This is a genomic window from Enterovibrio norvegicus (assembly GCF_002876705.1).
Taxonomy (GTDB): Bacteria; Pseudomonadota; Gammaproteobacteria; order Enterobacterales; family Vibrionaceae; genus Enterovibrio; species Enterovibrio norvegicus_B.
On the sequence record NZ_MDAG01000035.1, the window covers coordinates 312385 to 328769 of the forward strand.

Annotated in this window: 15 protein-coding genes and 1 riboswitch; of the genes, 6 read left to right on the top strand and 9 right to left on the bottom strand. The window is 49.4% G+C overall.

Annotation, left to right across the window (positions count from 1 at the left end; all coding sequences use genetic code 11):
* Positions 1–7: 7 nt before the first annotated feature.
* Positions 8–670 (bottom strand): septum site-determining protein MinC, encoded by a 663-nt coding sequence (minC, locus tag BCT27_RS18170; protein ID WP_102316630.1) that lies wholly within the window; start codon positions 668–670, stop codon positions 8–10.
* A gap of 373 nt (positions 671–1043) precedes the next feature.
* On the opposite strand from minC, the gene BCT27_RS18175 reads away from it, so the two are divergent.
* A complete protein-coding gene (locus BCT27_RS18175) occupies positions 1044–1319 on the top strand; it encodes a YcgL domain-containing protein (RefSeq protein WP_017017796.1) in 276 nt (91 codons plus the stop codon).
* Positions 1320–1328: 9 nt separating this feature from the next.
* The gene (locus BCT27_RS18180) at positions 1329–2306 is read left to right on the top strand and encodes a lytic murein transglycosylase (protein ID WP_102316631.1); all 978 of its coding nucleotides are present in this window, start codon (positions 1329–1331) and stop codon (positions 2304–2306) included.
* A gap of 287 nt (positions 2307–2593) precedes the next feature.
* On the opposite strand, the gene BCT27_RS18185 is transcribed toward BCT27_RS18180, so the two are convergent.
* Positions 2594–2992 (bottom strand): H-NS family histone-like protein, encoded by a 399-nt coding sequence (locus tag BCT27_RS18185; RefSeq protein ID WP_017008859.1) that lies wholly within the window; start codon positions 2990–2992, stop codon positions 2594–2596.
* A 346-nt stretch (positions 2993–3338) separates the two neighbouring features.
* Positions 3339–3520: riboswitch (Lysine riboswitch) on the top strand.
* 88 nt (positions 3521–3608) lie between these two features.
* Here BCT27_RS18185 and BCT27_RS18190 point away from each other — a divergent pair.
* Together BCT27_RS18190 and BCT27_RS18195 are read left to right on the top strand one after the other, a co-directional pair.
* Entirely contained in the window at positions 3609–5189 is a 1581-nt protein-coding gene (locus BCT27_RS18190) for a Na+/H+ antiporter NhaC family protein (RefSeq protein WP_102316632.1), read from the top strand.
* A gap of 146 nt (positions 5190–5335) precedes the next feature.
* Positions 5336–5914, top strand: a complete 579-nt coding sequence (locus tag BCT27_RS18195) for a thymidine kinase (protein WP_017008861.1) — start codon at positions 5336–5338, stop codon at positions 5912–5914.
* Positions 5915–6050: 136 nt separating this feature from the next.
* On the opposite strand, the gene BCT27_RS18200 is transcribed toward BCT27_RS18195, so the two are convergent.
* Genes BCT27_RS18200 through BCT27_RS18220 form a run of 5 tightly spaced genes read right to left on the bottom strand, consistent with a single transcriptional unit; the run spans position 6051 to position 10634 of the window.
* On the bottom strand, positions 6051–7844 hold the full coding sequence (locus tag BCT27_RS18200) for a bifunctional molybdopterin-guanine dinucleotide biosynthesis adaptor protein MobB/molybdopterin molybdotransferase MoeA (RefSeq protein WP_102396396.1): 1794 nt from the start codon (positions 7842–7844) through the stop codon (positions 6051–6053).
* On the bottom strand, positions 7841–8425 hold the full coding sequence (gene mobA / locus BCT27_RS18205) for a molybdenum cofactor guanylyltransferase MobA (RefSeq protein WP_102316634.1): 585 nt from the start codon (positions 8423–8425) through the stop codon (positions 7841–7843). Before mobA ends, BCT27_RS18200 begins: the two co-directional genes overlap by 4 nt.
* Positions 8409–9110 (bottom strand): ATP-binding cassette domain-containing protein, encoded by a 702-nt coding sequence (locus BCT27_RS18210; RefSeq protein WP_102396397.1) that lies wholly within the window; start codon positions 9108–9110, stop codon positions 8409–8411. The genes mobA and BCT27_RS18210 overlap by 17 nt, the downstream gene beginning before the upstream one ends.
* A 13-nt stretch (positions 9111–9123) precedes the next feature.
* Positions 9124–9822: an ABC transporter permease gene (locus BCT27_RS18215; protein WP_102316635.1), complete on the bottom strand. Its 699-nt coding sequence runs from the start codon at positions 9820–9822 to the stop codon at positions 9124–9126.
* Positions 9822–10634, bottom strand: coding sequence for an ABC transporter substrate-binding protein (locus BCT27_RS18220; protein ID WP_102396398.1), 813 nt, complete (start codon positions 10632–10634; stop codon positions 9822–9824). The genes BCT27_RS18215 and BCT27_RS18220 overlap by 1 nt, the downstream gene beginning before the upstream one ends.
* A gap of 250 nt (positions 10635–10884) precedes the next feature.
* Here BCT27_RS18220 and BCT27_RS18225 point away from each other — a divergent pair, with 250 nt between their 5' ends.
* Together BCT27_RS18225 and BCT27_RS18230 are read left to right on the top strand one after the other, a co-directional pair.
* A complete protein-coding gene (locus BCT27_RS18225; protein ID WP_102396399.1) occupies positions 10885–12267 on the top strand; it encodes a sigma-54-dependent transcriptional regulator in 1383 nt (460 codons plus the stop codon).
* A gap of 58 nt (positions 12268–12325) precedes the next feature.
* A complete protein-coding gene (locus tag BCT27_RS18230) occupies positions 12326–14362 on the top strand; it encodes a sensor histidine kinase (RefSeq protein ID WP_102396400.1) in 2037 nt (678 codons plus the stop codon).
* Positions 14363–14430: 68 nt separating this feature from the next.
* Here the strand turns inward: BCT27_RS18230 and BCT27_RS18235 are convergent, their stop codons facing one another.
* Complete coding sequence (locus BCT27_RS18235; protein ID WP_102310341.1) at positions 14431–15330, bottom strand: helix-turn-helix transcriptional regulator; 900 nt, start codon at positions 15328–15330, stop codon at positions 14431–14433.
* Positions 15323–16153: a formate dehydrogenase accessory sulfurtransferase FdhD gene (locus tag BCT27_RS18240; RefSeq protein WP_102396401.1), complete on the bottom strand. Its 831-nt coding sequence runs from the start codon at positions 16151–16153 to the stop codon at positions 15323–15325. The genes BCT27_RS18235 and BCT27_RS18240 overlap by 8 nt, the downstream gene beginning before the upstream one ends.
* Positions 16154–16385: the final 232 nt, after the last annotated feature.

The following is a 16385-nucleotide window of genomic DNA, read 5'->3' on the forward strand; positions in this document are numbered from 1 at the left end:
TGGATAGTTAGAGCGTGAGGGGTTCAATATTTAATGAATCATTTTGCAGTGATACCTTCACTGGACGAGATGCGTATTCGTCAGGAATGGCTTCACTGAGCCAATAAGTGCCTGCGATGGAGACGAGCTCTGATTGCAGGTTTTGGCAAAATATATGGGCTTCTTTTTGCCCACTCGCACCCGCAATCGCGCGCCCACGAAGTACGCCATAGATGTGGATACTGCCATCAGCAATGATTTCAGCGCCTGCGCTTACGTGATTCAGAATCACGAGATCGGCGTTTTTCGCATACACTTGCTGACCCGAACGGATTGGCGTGGTAACCACTTTGGTTGGGGTTTGAATTGGGTCGTTGATACGGCTTTGTTTCGCAGGCGCCATGATGGCAAGCCCTGCCAACTTCGCCGCTTCTCGGGTTGAATTCAACTTACAGCCCGTAATACCGACCACCAACATACCCATGTTGGCAATGGTTGCCTTTAGCGCGTCAAAATTGGGCTGGCGATGAAGTCGGGTAATATCGACAACCACCGGCGCACCATCGAAAAAGGCAGGCGCTTGGTTCACCTTTTCCAATAAAACATTCATTGCGCCATCAAGATCGTCATCGAGCAAATGAAGCACAGAAAGTGTGAATGAACTGCCTTTGAGTTCAGCATTTTTAGTCATTAAGGGTATTCCAGCTGGCACAGGCTTCTTTTGGGAAATAGAGCAAAGTGTGTCGTGACTTTCTAAAGCGGATTCGAGTACACCTTTTGCTTGCGTTTCTCTTTTGTTTTAGAGCAACGGGCGCAAAGAAAAGTTCATCGTGTTGTCGCTAACATTGTCATTAACACACTCCAAGAATAAAGCGGCATTCGTGCATTATCAGACAGTGCTCTGCATGGTATATTCATGAAAACATTGCGGCAAGCGCCAACACGAAATGAGACGAATTAATCGTCTGTTTCGTGACATTTTTCTAAGCCGTTTCTCTAAATTGGGATAGAGGTGATAAGGTCAGCGAGTCAGTGATCTTAAAAGCATGACGAAGAGGTACAACATGCATTGCGCGATTTATAAGAGCAGTAAAAAAGCGTCAACTTATCTATATATTAATCGAAAGGACGATTTTTCTGGTGTTCCTGAACAATTATTATCAACTTTCGGGAACCCTCAGTTCGTCATGATGGTCAACTTAGAGAAGAGAGAGAAGCTGGGGTTTGCTGATATCTCTAAGGTTCGTGATAGCCTGAAAACAGATGGTTTTTTCTTGCAGATGCCGCCGCAACCTGACGCTGCGCTGCAACACATTCGAAATAAAAACACGAAATTGTAAAGGAGCGCTATGCGTAAAGGATTAGTTGGTATCTTCATCGGTGCTGCGCTGTCGCTATCAGCGCCAGCGATGGCTGAAAAGCCAAGTTTTGAAAGCTATGTTGCCGAGCTTAAGCAGGAAGGTCTAAATAAAGGCATAGATGCTGCGCTTCTCGATAGTGCGTTTGACGGTATTCGTTATCGTGAAAGGGCAGTAAAGGCAGACCGCAATCAGCCGGAAAAAAGATTAACGCTGGATGAGTATATTCCACGTGCTGTGCCTGATTGGAAAGTAAAAAAAGCACGTCGCTTATATGATGAGCATTACGATGATTTAAAACGCATCGGCGATATTTATGGTGTGCAGCCAAGGTTCCTTGTGGCGCTTTGGGGTGTAGAAAGTAATTTCGGCGCGTTCACCGGAAAATATGATGTCGTGGAAGCACTCACAACATTGGCGTACGACGGACGACGTGAAGCCTTTTTTAGAGGCGAAGTATTTTCTGCTCTAAGTATTTTGCAAGAAGGCCATATTGGTGTGGATTCCATGAAAGGCTCTTGGGCTGGTGCAATGGGACAATGCCAATTCATGCCAAGTTCTTTCTTATCATTTGCCGCTGATGGGAATAATGATGGAAAGAAAGACATTTGGAACTCGAAGCCTGATGTTTTCGCGTCATCTGCCAATTATTTGAAAAATGCAGGGTGGGATGATGGTTATACTTGGGGCAGACAAGTTGTTTTACCAAAAGGTCTTAATTCCCAATTGTTAGGGCTAGGTCAGGATAAAGCTAAATCTTTAGCGGAATGGCAGTCATTGGGCGTTCGAACAATGAATAAGAGTGCGTTGCCAGATGTTGATATTAATGCATGGTTAATTCAGCCTGACGATGAATATGGTAGAGCCTACCTTGTGTATGGAAATTACCAAAGCTTGATGAGATGGAACCGTTCGCATTACTTTGCAATCGCTGTCAGCCATCTCGCAGATCGTATTAAATTTGGTTAATTGAAATACGGTATTTCCTGCAAAAGCCGAGCGAGAATTGTACCTCGCTCGGCTTTTCTATTTCTGCCGTTTACGGGGCACCAAGTTGTTAAGTAGTGCTATGTCGTTAAAGGGAAAAGTCACCACATACACGTGTTGATGCTTTAGAGCATTAGAAAAAGGCTTTGCTGTTTTTCAGGCATAAAAAAAGAGACGGGTAACCGTCTCTTTTTTGTGCTTTATGGGTATCAGTTAATGATGAATCTTTCTGACGATTCAGCGATACCAAGCATTAAAGCAATGAGCAATTAAAGAAGGTAATCTTCGATTTTCGCGCCGCCGTCTAGAGCGTCTTTGATTGCTTTAGGAGTACGACCTTGGCCAGTCCATGTTTTTTCTGAACCATCAATATCGGTGTACTTGTATTTTGCTGGGCGAGCAGCACGCTTTGATTTTGGCTTAGCACCGCTTAGTGATGCTAATAGTTCTTCAGGATCGATACCGTCTTGAATCAGCATTTCGCGGTATTTTTCCATTTTCTCAAGGCGTTCTTTTTCAGCTTCGTGTGCTTCAGCTTCTGATTCTTCACGCTCGCTAACAACAGCTTGAAGTTTTTCTAGGGCTTCTTGTAGTTGTTCAAGGGTAAGTTCACGCGCCACGGCACGAAGGCTGCGCAGGTTTAGCAATACTTTTAGTGCATCAGACATTATGCCTATCCTATTCTCTCGTTATGTAATAATTAATAGCTGCAATAAGAGTAGCAAGAATAATTAAATCTTTGCAATATCAGCTGAATTAATTTCTCCTTTATTAGATAACTATTTTATTGAAAGTGCAAATTCAAAATAATAAATAAAGACGTTTTTCATACTTATGGGTTCAATTTCTTTTGCACTGTCTGGCAAAACTGTCATTGATGCTCGATTAGCTATGCTACTCCGGTGCCAAAATCCGAGTGAATGTTTTGCATTTGTTAACGCTTGTGGTGTGCTGTGTAAAACCATTTGTCTGCTTATTGCAAAGTTTCCAAGGTTACATACAATACGATGGCTTTATGCACGTAGAGGTGCGCGGTTTATGAGTAACATGTCTTAGGGTGATTCCGTTGAGGATATGTGAAAGGAAATAGCGCCGAAGTAGAAATCGGTTAATCAAACCCTTCTGCTGGGGTTGTGCTCGAATAGACACAACACTGCCATAGTATTGGGATTTAGCTATGGAGCGCTACTGTAGTTTCTATCAATGTGTATAACCATTGTTTCGAAATATCTGGTTTTCCATTTCTGCAGTAGATCTCCAACCTAACAGGTTGATATAGAGATCATGAATTTAGTCGATTTTTCTTCTTCTTCTTTATCGGTGTTGCCCGCCATCTTGGCGTTGGGCCTCGCCATTATTACTCGTCGCGTTTTGCTTTCATTGGGTTTAGGTATTGTTTCCGGCGTCTTGCTGCTGAACGATTTCTCATTGTCTGCATCCACTTTTTATCTGTCTTCATTGGCGTTGAGCTTATTTGTTGAAGATGGTGCCATTAACTTTGGCAAGATGAGTATCGTCGCGTTCCTTATTCTTGTCGGCATGATCACCGCACTGATTACTTTATCAGGTGGTACTCGCGCATTTGCAGAATGGGCGCAATCACGCGTTAAAAGTAAACGCGGTGCAAAACTACTGGCCGCCTTTTTAGGTGTGTTCATCTTTATCGATGATTACTTCAACAGCTTGGCTGTTGGTGCAATCAGCCGCCCGGTGACTGATCGTTTTCACGTATCTCGCGCAAAGCTAGCCTACATTCTTGATTCAACGGCAGCACCTATGTGTGTGATCATGCCTGCTTCAAGCTGGGGTGCTTACATCATTACTGTGATTGGCGGCATTTTGGTGAGCCATGGCGTGACGGAATACAGCCCCCTGAGTGCGTTCGCACACATGATCCCAATGAATTTCTACGCAATCTTTGCATTGCTAATGGTCTTTGCTGTTGCTTGGTTCCAAATGGATGTTGGCCCAATGCGTCGCTTTGAATACCAAGCCTCAACGGGCAGCCGTTTGGGTGATGAAGAATGTGGTGGTCCTTCGCTGGACGATGAGCTCGGCATTGAAGAAAGCAGCAAAGGCAACGTCTCTGACCTTGTTGTACCCATCATTGTGCTGATCGTCGCGACCATTTCTCTGATGATTTTCACCGGCGCGCAAACGTTGGAAGAAAGCGGCAAAGCTTTCTCTGTGCTGGGCGCGTTTGAAAACACCGATGTGGGTACATCACTGCTTTATGGTAGTGGCATGGGCTTAATCTCGGCATTGTTCACTGTGTTCAAACAACGCATGCCACTGCCTGAAATTGGTCGCACCATGTGGATTGGTGCCAAGTCGATGTTCGGTGCAATCTTAATTCTTTTCTTCGCATGGACCATCGGTAGCGTTATTAGTGACATGGAAACGGGTAAATTCCTGTCCACCCTGATCCAAGGTAACTTGCCACCGCAGTTGTTACCTTTGATTCTGTTTGTACTGTCAGCAGCAATGGCGTTCTCAACGGGGACATCTTGGGGCACGTTCGGCATCATGCTGCCAATCGCAGGTGACTTATCAGCAGCAACAGAAATTGCGCTGATGCTACCAATGCTTTCAGCTGTGCTTGCAGGTGCGGTATTTGGTGACCACTGTTCACCAATTTCTGACACCACAATCTTGTCTGCGACGGGTGCACGCTGTGGTCACATTGACCACGTATCAAGCCAGCTGCCTTATGCATTGGCGGGCGCTGTGGTTGCGGCATTCTCTTACCTTGTATTGGGTTTCACAGATTCACTGACGTTATCTCTGGTGACGGGTTTCTTTGTCTTTACCTTGGTGTGCATGTTCCTCATGTGGTTGTCGCGACGTCCAGGTAAACTGGCTTAAAGGAAGGAGCCTCCCCTTGGGAGGCTTTTTTTATTTCGCTAACACATTGTTCAGTCATCTTATTTCTAATTTCGCGGCCAGCACCGCTTTTACCGATCCTCGTTTTTCGGTAGCATGCCACCGTATTTTTTCCTCGGGAGAGCTTAATGGCCCAGCTGTACTTCTATTACTCTGCAATGAATGCGGGTAAGTCGACGACACTTCTGCAATCGTCATTCAATTACCAAGAGCGCGGCATGAATCCGCTTATCTTTACCGCTGCCATTGATGATCGCTATGGGTTGGGCAAAGTCAGTTCACGTATTGGTCTTCAAGCCGATGCGCAATTATTCTCACCTGAAGACAATATTTTTGCTGCGGTGAGCGATATTAATAGCAATCAAAAAGTCGATTGTTTGTTGGTGGACGAGTGCCAGTTTTTGACGAAAGAACAGGTGCATCAAATTACCGAAGTGGTCGATAAATTGCGTATTCCAGCGCTGTGTTACGGCCTGCGCACTGATTTTCTTGGTGAGTTGTTCGAAGGGTCGAAGTACCTGCTGGCGTGGGCAGACAAATTGGTTGAGCTTAAAACCATTTGTCACTGTGGACGCAAAGCGAACATGGTTATTCGTACTGACGCTGATGGCAACGCGATTGCTGATGGTGATCAGGTTGTGATTGGCGGCAATGACAGATACGAATCGGTCTGCCGTGTGCATTACAAAGAAGCGCTGGGTAAATAAGCGCAGCTGAAACGACGGTGGCCGAAACGAATAGCAACAGGCACGTTTCAAAATAAGTCTAAAAAGCGGCGATTATCGCCGCTTTTTTTGTGCCTGAATACGCTTTGGCTATGTGGGACAGGTTATAGACGAAACGCTACAGTCGAGACGCCAGTGGAATGATGGTGACGCGATCGCCCACTTCCGCATTGTCCACATCCGGCGCGACTTCAATTAAGCAGTTGGCTTCACTCATTGAACGCAAAATACCTGAACCTTGTGAGCCCGTTGCTCTCACTTCCAGCTGGCCATTGGCACTGATGTTGTATATGCCACGTGTATATTCAGTGCGACCGCGACGTGAGCGGATGCGCTCTTGCGTAATGGCTGACAGGGTTTCAGGTTGCCAGTAGGCGTCTCCCTGCATTTTTCGTATCGCTGGCTCAACGAATTGCAGGAACGTCACCATCACGGCCACAGGGTTGCCTGGAAGCCCAAAGAAAGGCACATCGCCTAGCTTGCCAAAAGCGAGCGGTCTGCCGGGGCGCATGTTTACGCGCCAAAAATTAATGTCACCCAGCTGGTCTAACACGGTTTTGATGTAGTCAGCATCGCCCACAGAGACGCCACCGGACGAAATCACCATGTCAGCTTGTTCAGTTGCAGCACTGAGCGTGGCGTGTAATGCCGCTTCGGTGTCTTCAATAATGCCGAGATCGAGGATCTCGCAACCGAGTTTCGCGAGCATGGCGCGCAACGTGTATCGGTTTGCGTCATAAATGCAGTGAGATTTTGCGGCTGTGCCCGGCGCTTGTACTTCATCGCCGGTTGAAAACAGGGCAACCTTTATCGGTTTGAATACCTCAGCGCGGTCAAAACCGAGCGATGCCATCATCCCCAGCTCTGCTGCGCCTATGCGTTTTCCAGTATGAAAGACCGTCGTGCCTTTTCGAAGATCTTCACCTGCTTGACGGACATTTTGCCCTGCTCGGATAGCCCCTTTGGTCGTGTCGAAAGACACGGTGCCGTTATCGTCGCTTGCTTGCTCACGCATGATCACTGTATCTGCGCCTTCTGGAACGGGCGCGCCCGTCATAATGCGCACGCATTCTCCCGCCGTAAGGGTTTCCGCGTAGTGGTGACCTGCAAACACATCACTAACGAGGCGATAGTCTTCGCGCTTAATGTCGTCACTGCGAATGGCATAGCCGTCCATTGCCGAGTTAGTTGAAGAAGGCACGTTCACAGGCGCAATGATATCCGCTGCCAACACACGATGAGGCAGTTCGTTCAGATCGCATGTTTCGGTGTGTTCCGACACCGCAATCGCGTCAAGGATTTTTGCTCTGCCATCGTCCACTGACAACAGAGTTGGCGACAGGGAATCGCACGTGGCGGTTTGTGCGTTGTGGCTTTCCATCCAACGTTGAACAAACCCCACCAAGCTCGCAATGTCATTGATATCTAAACGAGGCAGGGACGTTGATGGAAGCTCGGAAGAGGGGACAGAAGACGGAGAGTCATCGCAGGCGACCGCCACAATATTTGGATCATTTGGGTGAAGCCAAGGCTTGTCGAGTGCTGCGCGGTGAAGCTCTATCTTGGGGAAAGCGTTGTGTTTAAAGCCTTCCACTAACACCAAATCCGCGTTGTTCTGATCGAGTTGCCCGAGCAATTGATTAAGCGTGCATTCGTGATCGGGGGTTTCTGTCATCAATGCGTGACGATAGCGAGAGCTGATCAACATTTGTGTCGCCCCGGCTTTGCGCAGGCGATAACTGTCTTTGCCCGGTTTATCGACATCAAAATCATGATGCGCGTGTTTGACCATGGCGATGCGAATGCCTTTTTCCACCAAGGCTGGAATGAGCTTTTCCAGCAGGGTTGTTTTGCCTGTACCACTAAATGCTGCAAACCCTAAAACGGGCAGTGAGCAATGGGTCAGGCTCATGACAACTCTCCGTAACGCGACAGTTCGTCGGGCGTATTGAGGTTGATAAAGGCGTCATGCTCGGCGCTGAAATCCACAAAGACGGTATTGCATAGGTCGTAGAGCAAGACAATTTTGCGGTCACCGTTTGCGAGAAACGTGTTCAACCTTTCGAAGATGCTGCGCTTCATCATGGTCACAACCGGTTGTACCGACTCACCATCATGGGCAACCACGATTTCCGCGTCTGCGCTGATGGCGTGATACATCTTTTCCAGCAAGGCGTGGGGCAGGTTAGGGCAATCGCAAGGGACGAAGCCAAGCCACTCGCTGTCGATGTTCGACATCGCAGCATGCATGCCACCTAATGGGCCGGGAAAGCCCTCCAATACGTCACCAAAAACCGGGCCGTATTGTTCGTACCTTTCTTGGTTTCGATTGGCGTTAATCGCAATGGTTGCGCCTTGTTCTGTTAGGCGCTCATGGACGAATTCAATAAACGGTTTGCCGTTGAGCGTGACAAGCCCTTTGTCTTGGCCGCCCATGCGGCGTGCTTGTCCGCCGGCAAGAATGACCCATGTAATGTCAGGATGCGAAGGCATGGTTATCCTTGTTAATGATATTGAGTTTTGGTTTGTGTATGAGGCGTTGGTTTTCGAGCAACCATTGCTGATTACAGCCGTCGGTGAGCGTGTTGGGGTGGTGACTGGTGAGCACCAAACTCGCGCCGCGGTCACGCAAATCATCCACCATGACTTTCTGTGCGTTAATCGCTTCAACATCGAGGTTAGCGCAGGATTCGTCCATCAACAAAATCGAAGGATTAATCGCCCAAGCACGCGCCATGGCCACTTTCTGTTTTTCACCGCCAGAGAGCACAGAAATATGCTCGCGACTCAGCGATTCTAGCCCAATCATACGTAATGCCTGCATTGTAAGCTGTCGCTGTTTTCTTTGACAGACATGCTTTCCTTTCAGGCCATAGGCGATGTTTTCAATCACTGAACCATCGAACAAATACGGCGATTGGTGCATGTAAATCACACCACTTTGCCCCGTAAAACCTGCTAAACGTTGTAGCCAAGAGGCGCGAGCTAAATTGAGCGAACCACTGGACGGTCGCTGAATACCCGCGAGCACTTTCAGCAGGGTCGTTTTGCCAATGCCGTTTTGGCCTGAAAGGTACACGGCATCACCCGGACACAACTTCAATGAGGGAATGTGAAACAACAAACGATGTTTGTATTTCACTGAGAGATCAAAAGCTTCTAAGGTTATCTGACTCATACTCTCGCTCAATTTAGGTTCTCAGGTGGCCATTGCCATGGGCAAAGCTGATGAAGAAATTCATGGTGAGTGCCAGTAACAGCAGCACCATGCCGAGTGCGATGCCTTGGGCGAAGGCGCCCTTTGATGTTTCTAGCGCAATCGCGGTGGGAATATTTCGGGTGAAATACAAGATGTTGCCGCCGACCATCATGGAGCACCCGACCTCTGTGATGATGCGGCTGAATGCAGTGATCACAGCGGCAAGCAAAGGGAAACGGATCTCCCACATCAAGGTCATCATGGCGCGAGGAATGGATGCACCGAGCGTATAGGCCGTCTCCCATGCGCGTCGGTCACTGTTTTGGAATGCTGCGTGCATCATGGAAATCAAGATCGGGAAGCTGATCAGGATCTGTCCCAAAATCATCGCCTTTTGCGTAAACAGCATCTTCCAATCACCCAGTGGCCCGGCGCGAGACAGCATCATATAAAGCAGTAATCCCACCACCACGGTCGGCACAGATTGAAGTGTGTTGACGAGAGAAAGCACGAACCATTTTCCCGGCACACGCCAATACGCTAGGGCGAAGCTGATGAGGAGGGCTGGAATCAAGACCAGCCCGATAGCGATAAGTGAAACGGAAAACGACACGCCAACAATGCCCCATAGCGTTGTATCGCCGCTAAACAGCAGGGAAACCGCTTGTTGGGTGGTGTCGAGTAAGTTCATTAGCTTGCGTCCGCCACAAAGAGTTGCTGCCCGCTGACCTTGAAGTTATCAATCAAGTGTTGGGCTTTTTCGTTTACCAGCCAATCGCTGAACGTTTTCGCGCCTTGATAGTTCAAATCAGGGTAGCGCGTCGGGTTGATCAAGATAACCTGATAAGGGTTAAACAGACGGTCATCGCCTTCGACGAGCACGGCCATGTCGAGTTTGCTTTGGTACGCCAGCCATGTGCCTCTGTCGGTCAGGGCATAACCTTGTAATTCATTCGCCATGGTCAGTGTTGGCCCCATTCCTTGGCCCACGGCTTTGTATCCAGAAAATGCCGGTTGCACGCCCGCCGCTTCCCAAAGCAGCAGCTCTTTTTTGTGGGTGCCAGAATCATCACCACGAGAAACAAACGTCTGATCCATATCTGCCACCTTGCTCAATGCCTGTGCGACGCTTTTGCTGCCCTTGATGTTGGCCGGGTCACTCTGTGGGCCAACAAGCACGAAATCGTTGTACATCAGGGTGCGGGGCAGCACGCCAAATCCTTTGTCGACAAAGGTGGCTTCGGCGTTGGGTGCATGGGTCATTACCACATCCACATCGCCGTTCTCCCCCATTTTAAGGGCTTTACCTGTGCCTGCAGCGAGAACTTGCACGTCATACCCCGTGTCTTTTTTAAATTCTGGAAGAAGAAAATCGAGTAACCCTGAATGGTAAGTACTGGTGGTGGTCGCAAGGCGAATCACCTCCGCCGCATTGGCGGTGAAACAAATTGAAAGGAGCAAGCCTGTTAACGCAATGGCTTTGGTTTTTCTTCTGACTGTCATGTGTCTTCCTGACGTTGTTGACGAAACTTCTTATCGAGTTGTAGAAAAGGAAGTAGACAAAGCAACAAAAATGCCAACCTTGCTATTTGTGGTGGAATTACTTTATCGTGATGAAATATAAGAGATTAAGCGTTCATGTGTTGATGTCGGCGAGTCATGCTCGTGCATGAAAAAGTGATGCTGCTATCGGACTGAGTCAAAATGTCCCATGTATCATATGGGCACCTGAGAGAGGAAAGGCATTCAAGAAATGAAAGATGCATTACAGCAGTTTGGGTTCTCCGCCTTGGTGGTTGATGATGAACCTGGCATGCGCGCGATATTGAACAAAGCGCTATCGAAAAAGCTCACTCAGGTAGAAACGGCGTCTTCTCTTGAAGAAGCGGAAGCCTTGCGAAAGCGAAACCACTTCGACTTGTTGATTGTCGATATCAACCTCCCCGGGCGTTCTGGCATTGATTGGCATGAAGCCTTTAATGACGATGAACGACGCAGCGACATCATCTTCATGACGGGTTATGCCGAGCTTGAAACCGCCATCAAAGCGCTGCGAGCGGGTGCATCCGATTTTATTCTCAAGCCATTCAACCTCGAACAAATGCTGCAATCTGTTCAGCGCTGTTTAGATAAACGCATGATGGAACGACGAAATGTCGCGCTGCAACGCGACGTCGCACGGTCTTTCCCTGTCGATATCATTGGCGACGCCCCCAAAACCTTGGCGATGCGAGAGCTGGTGACACGCCTCGCGCCATCGCCTGCCGCTGTGTTGATTGAAGGTGAATCAGGCACGGGGAAAGAGTTGGTGGCGCGTGCACTGCATGCGGTAAGCGGTAGAAATGGCCCTTTTGTGCCCTTGAACTGCGGGGCGATAGCGCCAGAGCTATTGGAAAGCGAGTTATTTGGTCATGTGGCGGGCGCATTTACGGGGGCGAGGAAAAGCAAAGATGGCTTGTTTCGCGTGGCTGACAAAGGCACGTTGTTTCTTGATGAAATCGGCGAAATGCCGTTGTCGATGCAAGCCTCACTCCTTCGCACCTTGGAGCAGAAAACCATTCGTCCCGTTGGTGCAGAACGCGAGGTGAATGTGGATGTGCGCATTGTGGCTGCCACCAACCGCAACCTGCATGAAGAAGTTGCAGCAGGGCGTTTTCGCAAAGATTTGTTTTACCGCTTGAATGTCTTGTCGGTGGAGATCCCGCCACTGAGAGAGCGCGTTGAAGACATTGGCCTTTTGCTCAATCACTTCTCCGATGTGCTCGCCAGAGACATGGGAATGAAACCCGTGGTGTGGGCAAATGAAGAAGTGGCTGCCATGAAACACTACGGCTGGCCGGGCAATATTCGAGAGCTCAAAAACACCGTTGAACGCGCGATACTGCTCGGCAAGCCAGATGTGACGCAGTGGCTCGGCAGTTCCGGGGTGACAGCACCTGCGCATGACCTTGAGTGTGATGAACAAGAAATAGCCCTGCAAGAGGACGGTTATCCGTTGGGTTGGCCGTTGAAAGACGTTGAACGCGCGCACATCGAGCGGGTGGTCGATGCGCACGAAGGGAATAAATCTGCTGCGGCGCGTCAACTGGGCGTGGCGAGAAAGACCTTAGAGCGCAAATTCAAAGAATGGCTGTAACCATGGTGTGCTTATCCCGCCGCTACGTAAACACATGGTTTGCATGGGGTGGTTGCGGATGAAGTGGCTAACAAAGTGGCGAACACGATTTCGTACTGCGGTGCGCTATCGCTTGCTGGTATTAACGTCAGTCCCAATTTTGTTGACGCTGTTCGTCTTGATTGGACTCACCTTGTATTGGACGCTGGCGTATTCATGGACCAACGCCTTAGCGGGTGTTCGCGCCGATCTTGCGGTGGCGAGCAATAGCATGGAAGTGTTGCAGCGAGAGCAACGTCGCCAACTTCACGCCATCGCAGATTCCTATGAATTCCAAATGCAAATCCAAACCGACCCTGATGGGCTCACTGCGTGGGCGCAATCACGGGCAGGGAAATACGATGTGGATTTTCTTGCCGTGTATGCAGCAGAAGACATCGATCGCTTGCCGCAAACCTTGCGCCTTCCTTTGCTGAGAGGCCAGCAGCGTACCTTCTTCCAAGTCATGTCAGAAATTGAGTTAGCATCGCTAACCAACGACCTTCCTGCCCGTGCTGAAATCCCGCTTTTGAACGAAAACACCTTTGAAGAGCGTGGGCTGATCAGCCGCAGTTTACTGCCGCTTTTCGATGCCAATGGTGAGCTAGAGTGGATCGTGGATGGCGGTATCTTACTGAATAACAGCACGGTGCTGGTCGATAGGATCCGCGACCTTGTTTTCCCCGAAGGAAAACTGCCCGATGCGGGCGTGGGCACTGTCACCCTCTTTTTGGACGACGTTCGCGTCAGTACCAATGTGCCGTTAAACAGCGACAGCAAATTTGGCCGCGCCATTGGTACGCGCGTGTCGCAAGAAGTGCAGCAAACGGTGCTGGTGGAAGGTGAGGAGTGGGTAGACCGCGCCTATGTGTATGACGCTTGGTATATTTCGGCATACATGCCAATTCGAGATTTCAACAATCGTGTGATTGGCATGCTTTATACCGGCTATCTCGAATGGCCATTTATTAGCCGCTATTTGACCAACATTGTTGAATTGGGCATTGGTGTGTTGCTCACACTCCTTGTGTCCGGGTTATTTGTCTACCGCGGCGCACGGGATCTGTTCCGCCCGATAGAAAAAATTCACCGTGCAGTGAGATTGGTGCAATTCGAAAAAGACATCAGAATTGGCAAGCTAGGGCTAGATCCTGAGCACGAGCTGGCAAGTTTGGCGCGTCAGTTCGACAGCATGCTCGATCAACTAAAGCAGCAAAACGACGCGATTCGCCAAAATGCGTTAGAGCTTGAAGACAAAGTGCGCCAGCGCACGGCGAGCTTGCATGAACGCACCGAGCAGCTGGGCTACCACATCAAACTGTTAGAGCAGACACGACACAAACTCTTACTCAATGAAAAACTGGCGGCCTTGGGTGAGCTAACCGCGGGCATTGCCCATGAAATCAATAACCCAGCGGCGGTGATCCTCGGCAATATCGAGCTCATGGAATATGAACTCGGACAGCATGCCGATTTGGTGTCGGAGGAAATGTCTGCCGTCTTAGCGCAAATCGACCGTATTCGAAACATCACGCGCAGCTTGTTGCAATACAGCCGTCAAGGCGGCGTGCAAGATGAAATTACCTGGCAGCGCGTCAATCCCGTCATAGAAGAAAGTGTCATCTTGGTGCGTTCTGGCACGAAGAAACAAGACGTTGAAATCGTGACGGCGTTGAACGCCAAATGTAGCGTTGAGATTAACCGTCATCAATTGCTGCAAGTCTTGGTTAACCTGCAAATGAATGGCATTCATGCTATGAACGACAAAGGTAAGTTGATAGTGCGTTCTGACGATTGGATCGACGAGCGCGGCGACACCATCGGCGCAGTTATTGCGGTCGAAGACTTTGGCTGCGGCATTGCGAACGAAAATCTGACCAAAGTGTTCGATCCGTTTTTTACCACTAGGCGCTCAGGTACTGGCTTAGGCTTGTCTGTGACACAAGGTATTGTGAGCGGCTTGGGGGGCGAAATTAAGGTTGAGTCCGAAGTGGGGAAAGGCAGTACATTCGTGCTGTATCTCAGAGAAAAAATCCCGTCTGATGATGACATTACACCACTGAAAATGCTTGAGTAGCGGGTGACGCGTGAAACAAAAAACACGCCATCGTCGGCGTGTTTTTTATTGTCTGACATCGTTAAACATCAACTCGCTGACCACATCTGTTTGCCTGTGTGTTGAAAGTCATAGCCACCAAACAATTCGCTTTGCTGACGACTTTCTTCATCATCCAGATGGTGAATAACCTGCTGCACCAAGGTGCGGAAATAGATGTTTTTCGGGATCACCAATTCGAACGCTTCGTTGGCGATGGGCAGAAAGGCCAAGCCAAATTCTCCTGCCGCACTTTTACTGCCAAAGCCTATGTCGGCAGAACCGCGCGCAATCGCGGAACCGAGTTCGCGTTCACTCAAGCAAGTGGTGACGGTGTTTAACGTGTCTCGCGTCATGTCGTTGCGAAACAGCCATTCGTCCATGGCGCGCGCACTGCCCGCGCCATCTTGTCGGCCAGCCCAACGCCACCGTTTGTCGGAAAAATGGTAAGGGTCATTGAGCTTATCTGCCAGTTCTGGCCTTACAATCAAGCCTTGAAGTCGTTCGAAACCGTGGACTAACACCCAATTCTTATGCCCCGAATATTGTTGCAGCAAAGCGGGATGACGAAGTTTTGCTTCTTCCGCGTTACCCCAATGAATGGCGCACATATCAACATGGCCTTTTTCAAGCATGGCCAGTCCTTGCTTGGTGCCCGTGGCGGTATACCCCACCAGCGCTGTGCTGCCGAGTGTGGCGGCCATTTTACTCACGATGTGTTGCAACAGCGGGTCGTCAGAACCCGCGATGAGCAGCCTGTCGTTGAACACCCCATTATGGCTCGATGCTAACAACCAACGGTCGAGCAAGCTTTTCGGGAAAAGCCATTTCCCAGTGACCTTGGTGGCGGGGATCACGCCATCATTAGCAAGGCTATAGACCTTCTTTTCATTGAGGTCGATGTATTCCGCGACTTGGCGGGCGTTCATGAATTCAGGGAAATCACTCATCCCGCGATCCTTTGACATCAAAGTCGATGTTCTCTGCGCCGTTAAACACTTGGAAGCGATGGCCTTTGGCGCGCGCGATCATGGTAATACCAAGTTGTTTGGCTAAATCAAAGCCCATCTGTGTGACGCCAGAGCGCGATAGCAGCACAGGAATCCCCATTTGCGCGACCTTGATGACCATTTCAGACGTGAGGCGGCCTGTGGTGTAAAAGATTTTGTCGCCCCCCGTTTGGTCTTGAAGCCACATTTCTCCGGTTAGCGTATCGACCGCATTGTGACGGCCGATGTCTTCAACAAAAGAGAGGATATCAGTGTCTTTGCAGACCGCGCAGCCATGCACAGCCCCTGCAGCTTTGTAGGTGTCATTGTGATGTGTCAGAGATTCAAGCAACCCGTAAAGTGTCGATTGTTTCAGGTGGGGCGTAGGGAGCACTAAGTCGTCGAGCTTCTTCATCACATTGCCAAACATAGTGCCTTGTCCGCAGCCCGACGTGACCGTTTTCTTGGAAAGTGTTTCTTCGATGTCGTCGTTTTGCTCGTTGGTGACGACAGCCGCTGATTGGGTTTCCCAGTCGATGATGACGGAGTCTAAGGCATCGACGTCATGCAACAAGCCTTGGTTGCGAAGGTAACCCAACACCAACATGTCAGGCCTCGCGCCGAGCGTCATCAAGGTCACGATTTCTCGCCAGTTCAGATACACAGTGAGTGCCCGCTCGCAGGCAATCTGTTTTGTCATGGGCTCGCCGTATTCGTCGAACACGGTGACATCAATGGTTTGCGGGATATCAGACTGCGTTTTGATGATTTTTGGTTGGGTCATTTACCCGCTTCCTTTGCGTTGGGGAATGAAAACAGCGCGCCTGTTTCCAGCCCGCTAGAGAAGCAAAAAGCAAAACCTGTTCCAGCATTTTGCGTTGGCATGACTTTTTGAATGGGGTGAAGGCGCGCTGGTATGTGTTTTGCGCCACGCTGGTATGTGTTTTGCAAATTGACACCTTGAGGGTCAGCTAAACCCCGCTGCAGCGCGCGCGTATTTCGCTGCGGAAACACGA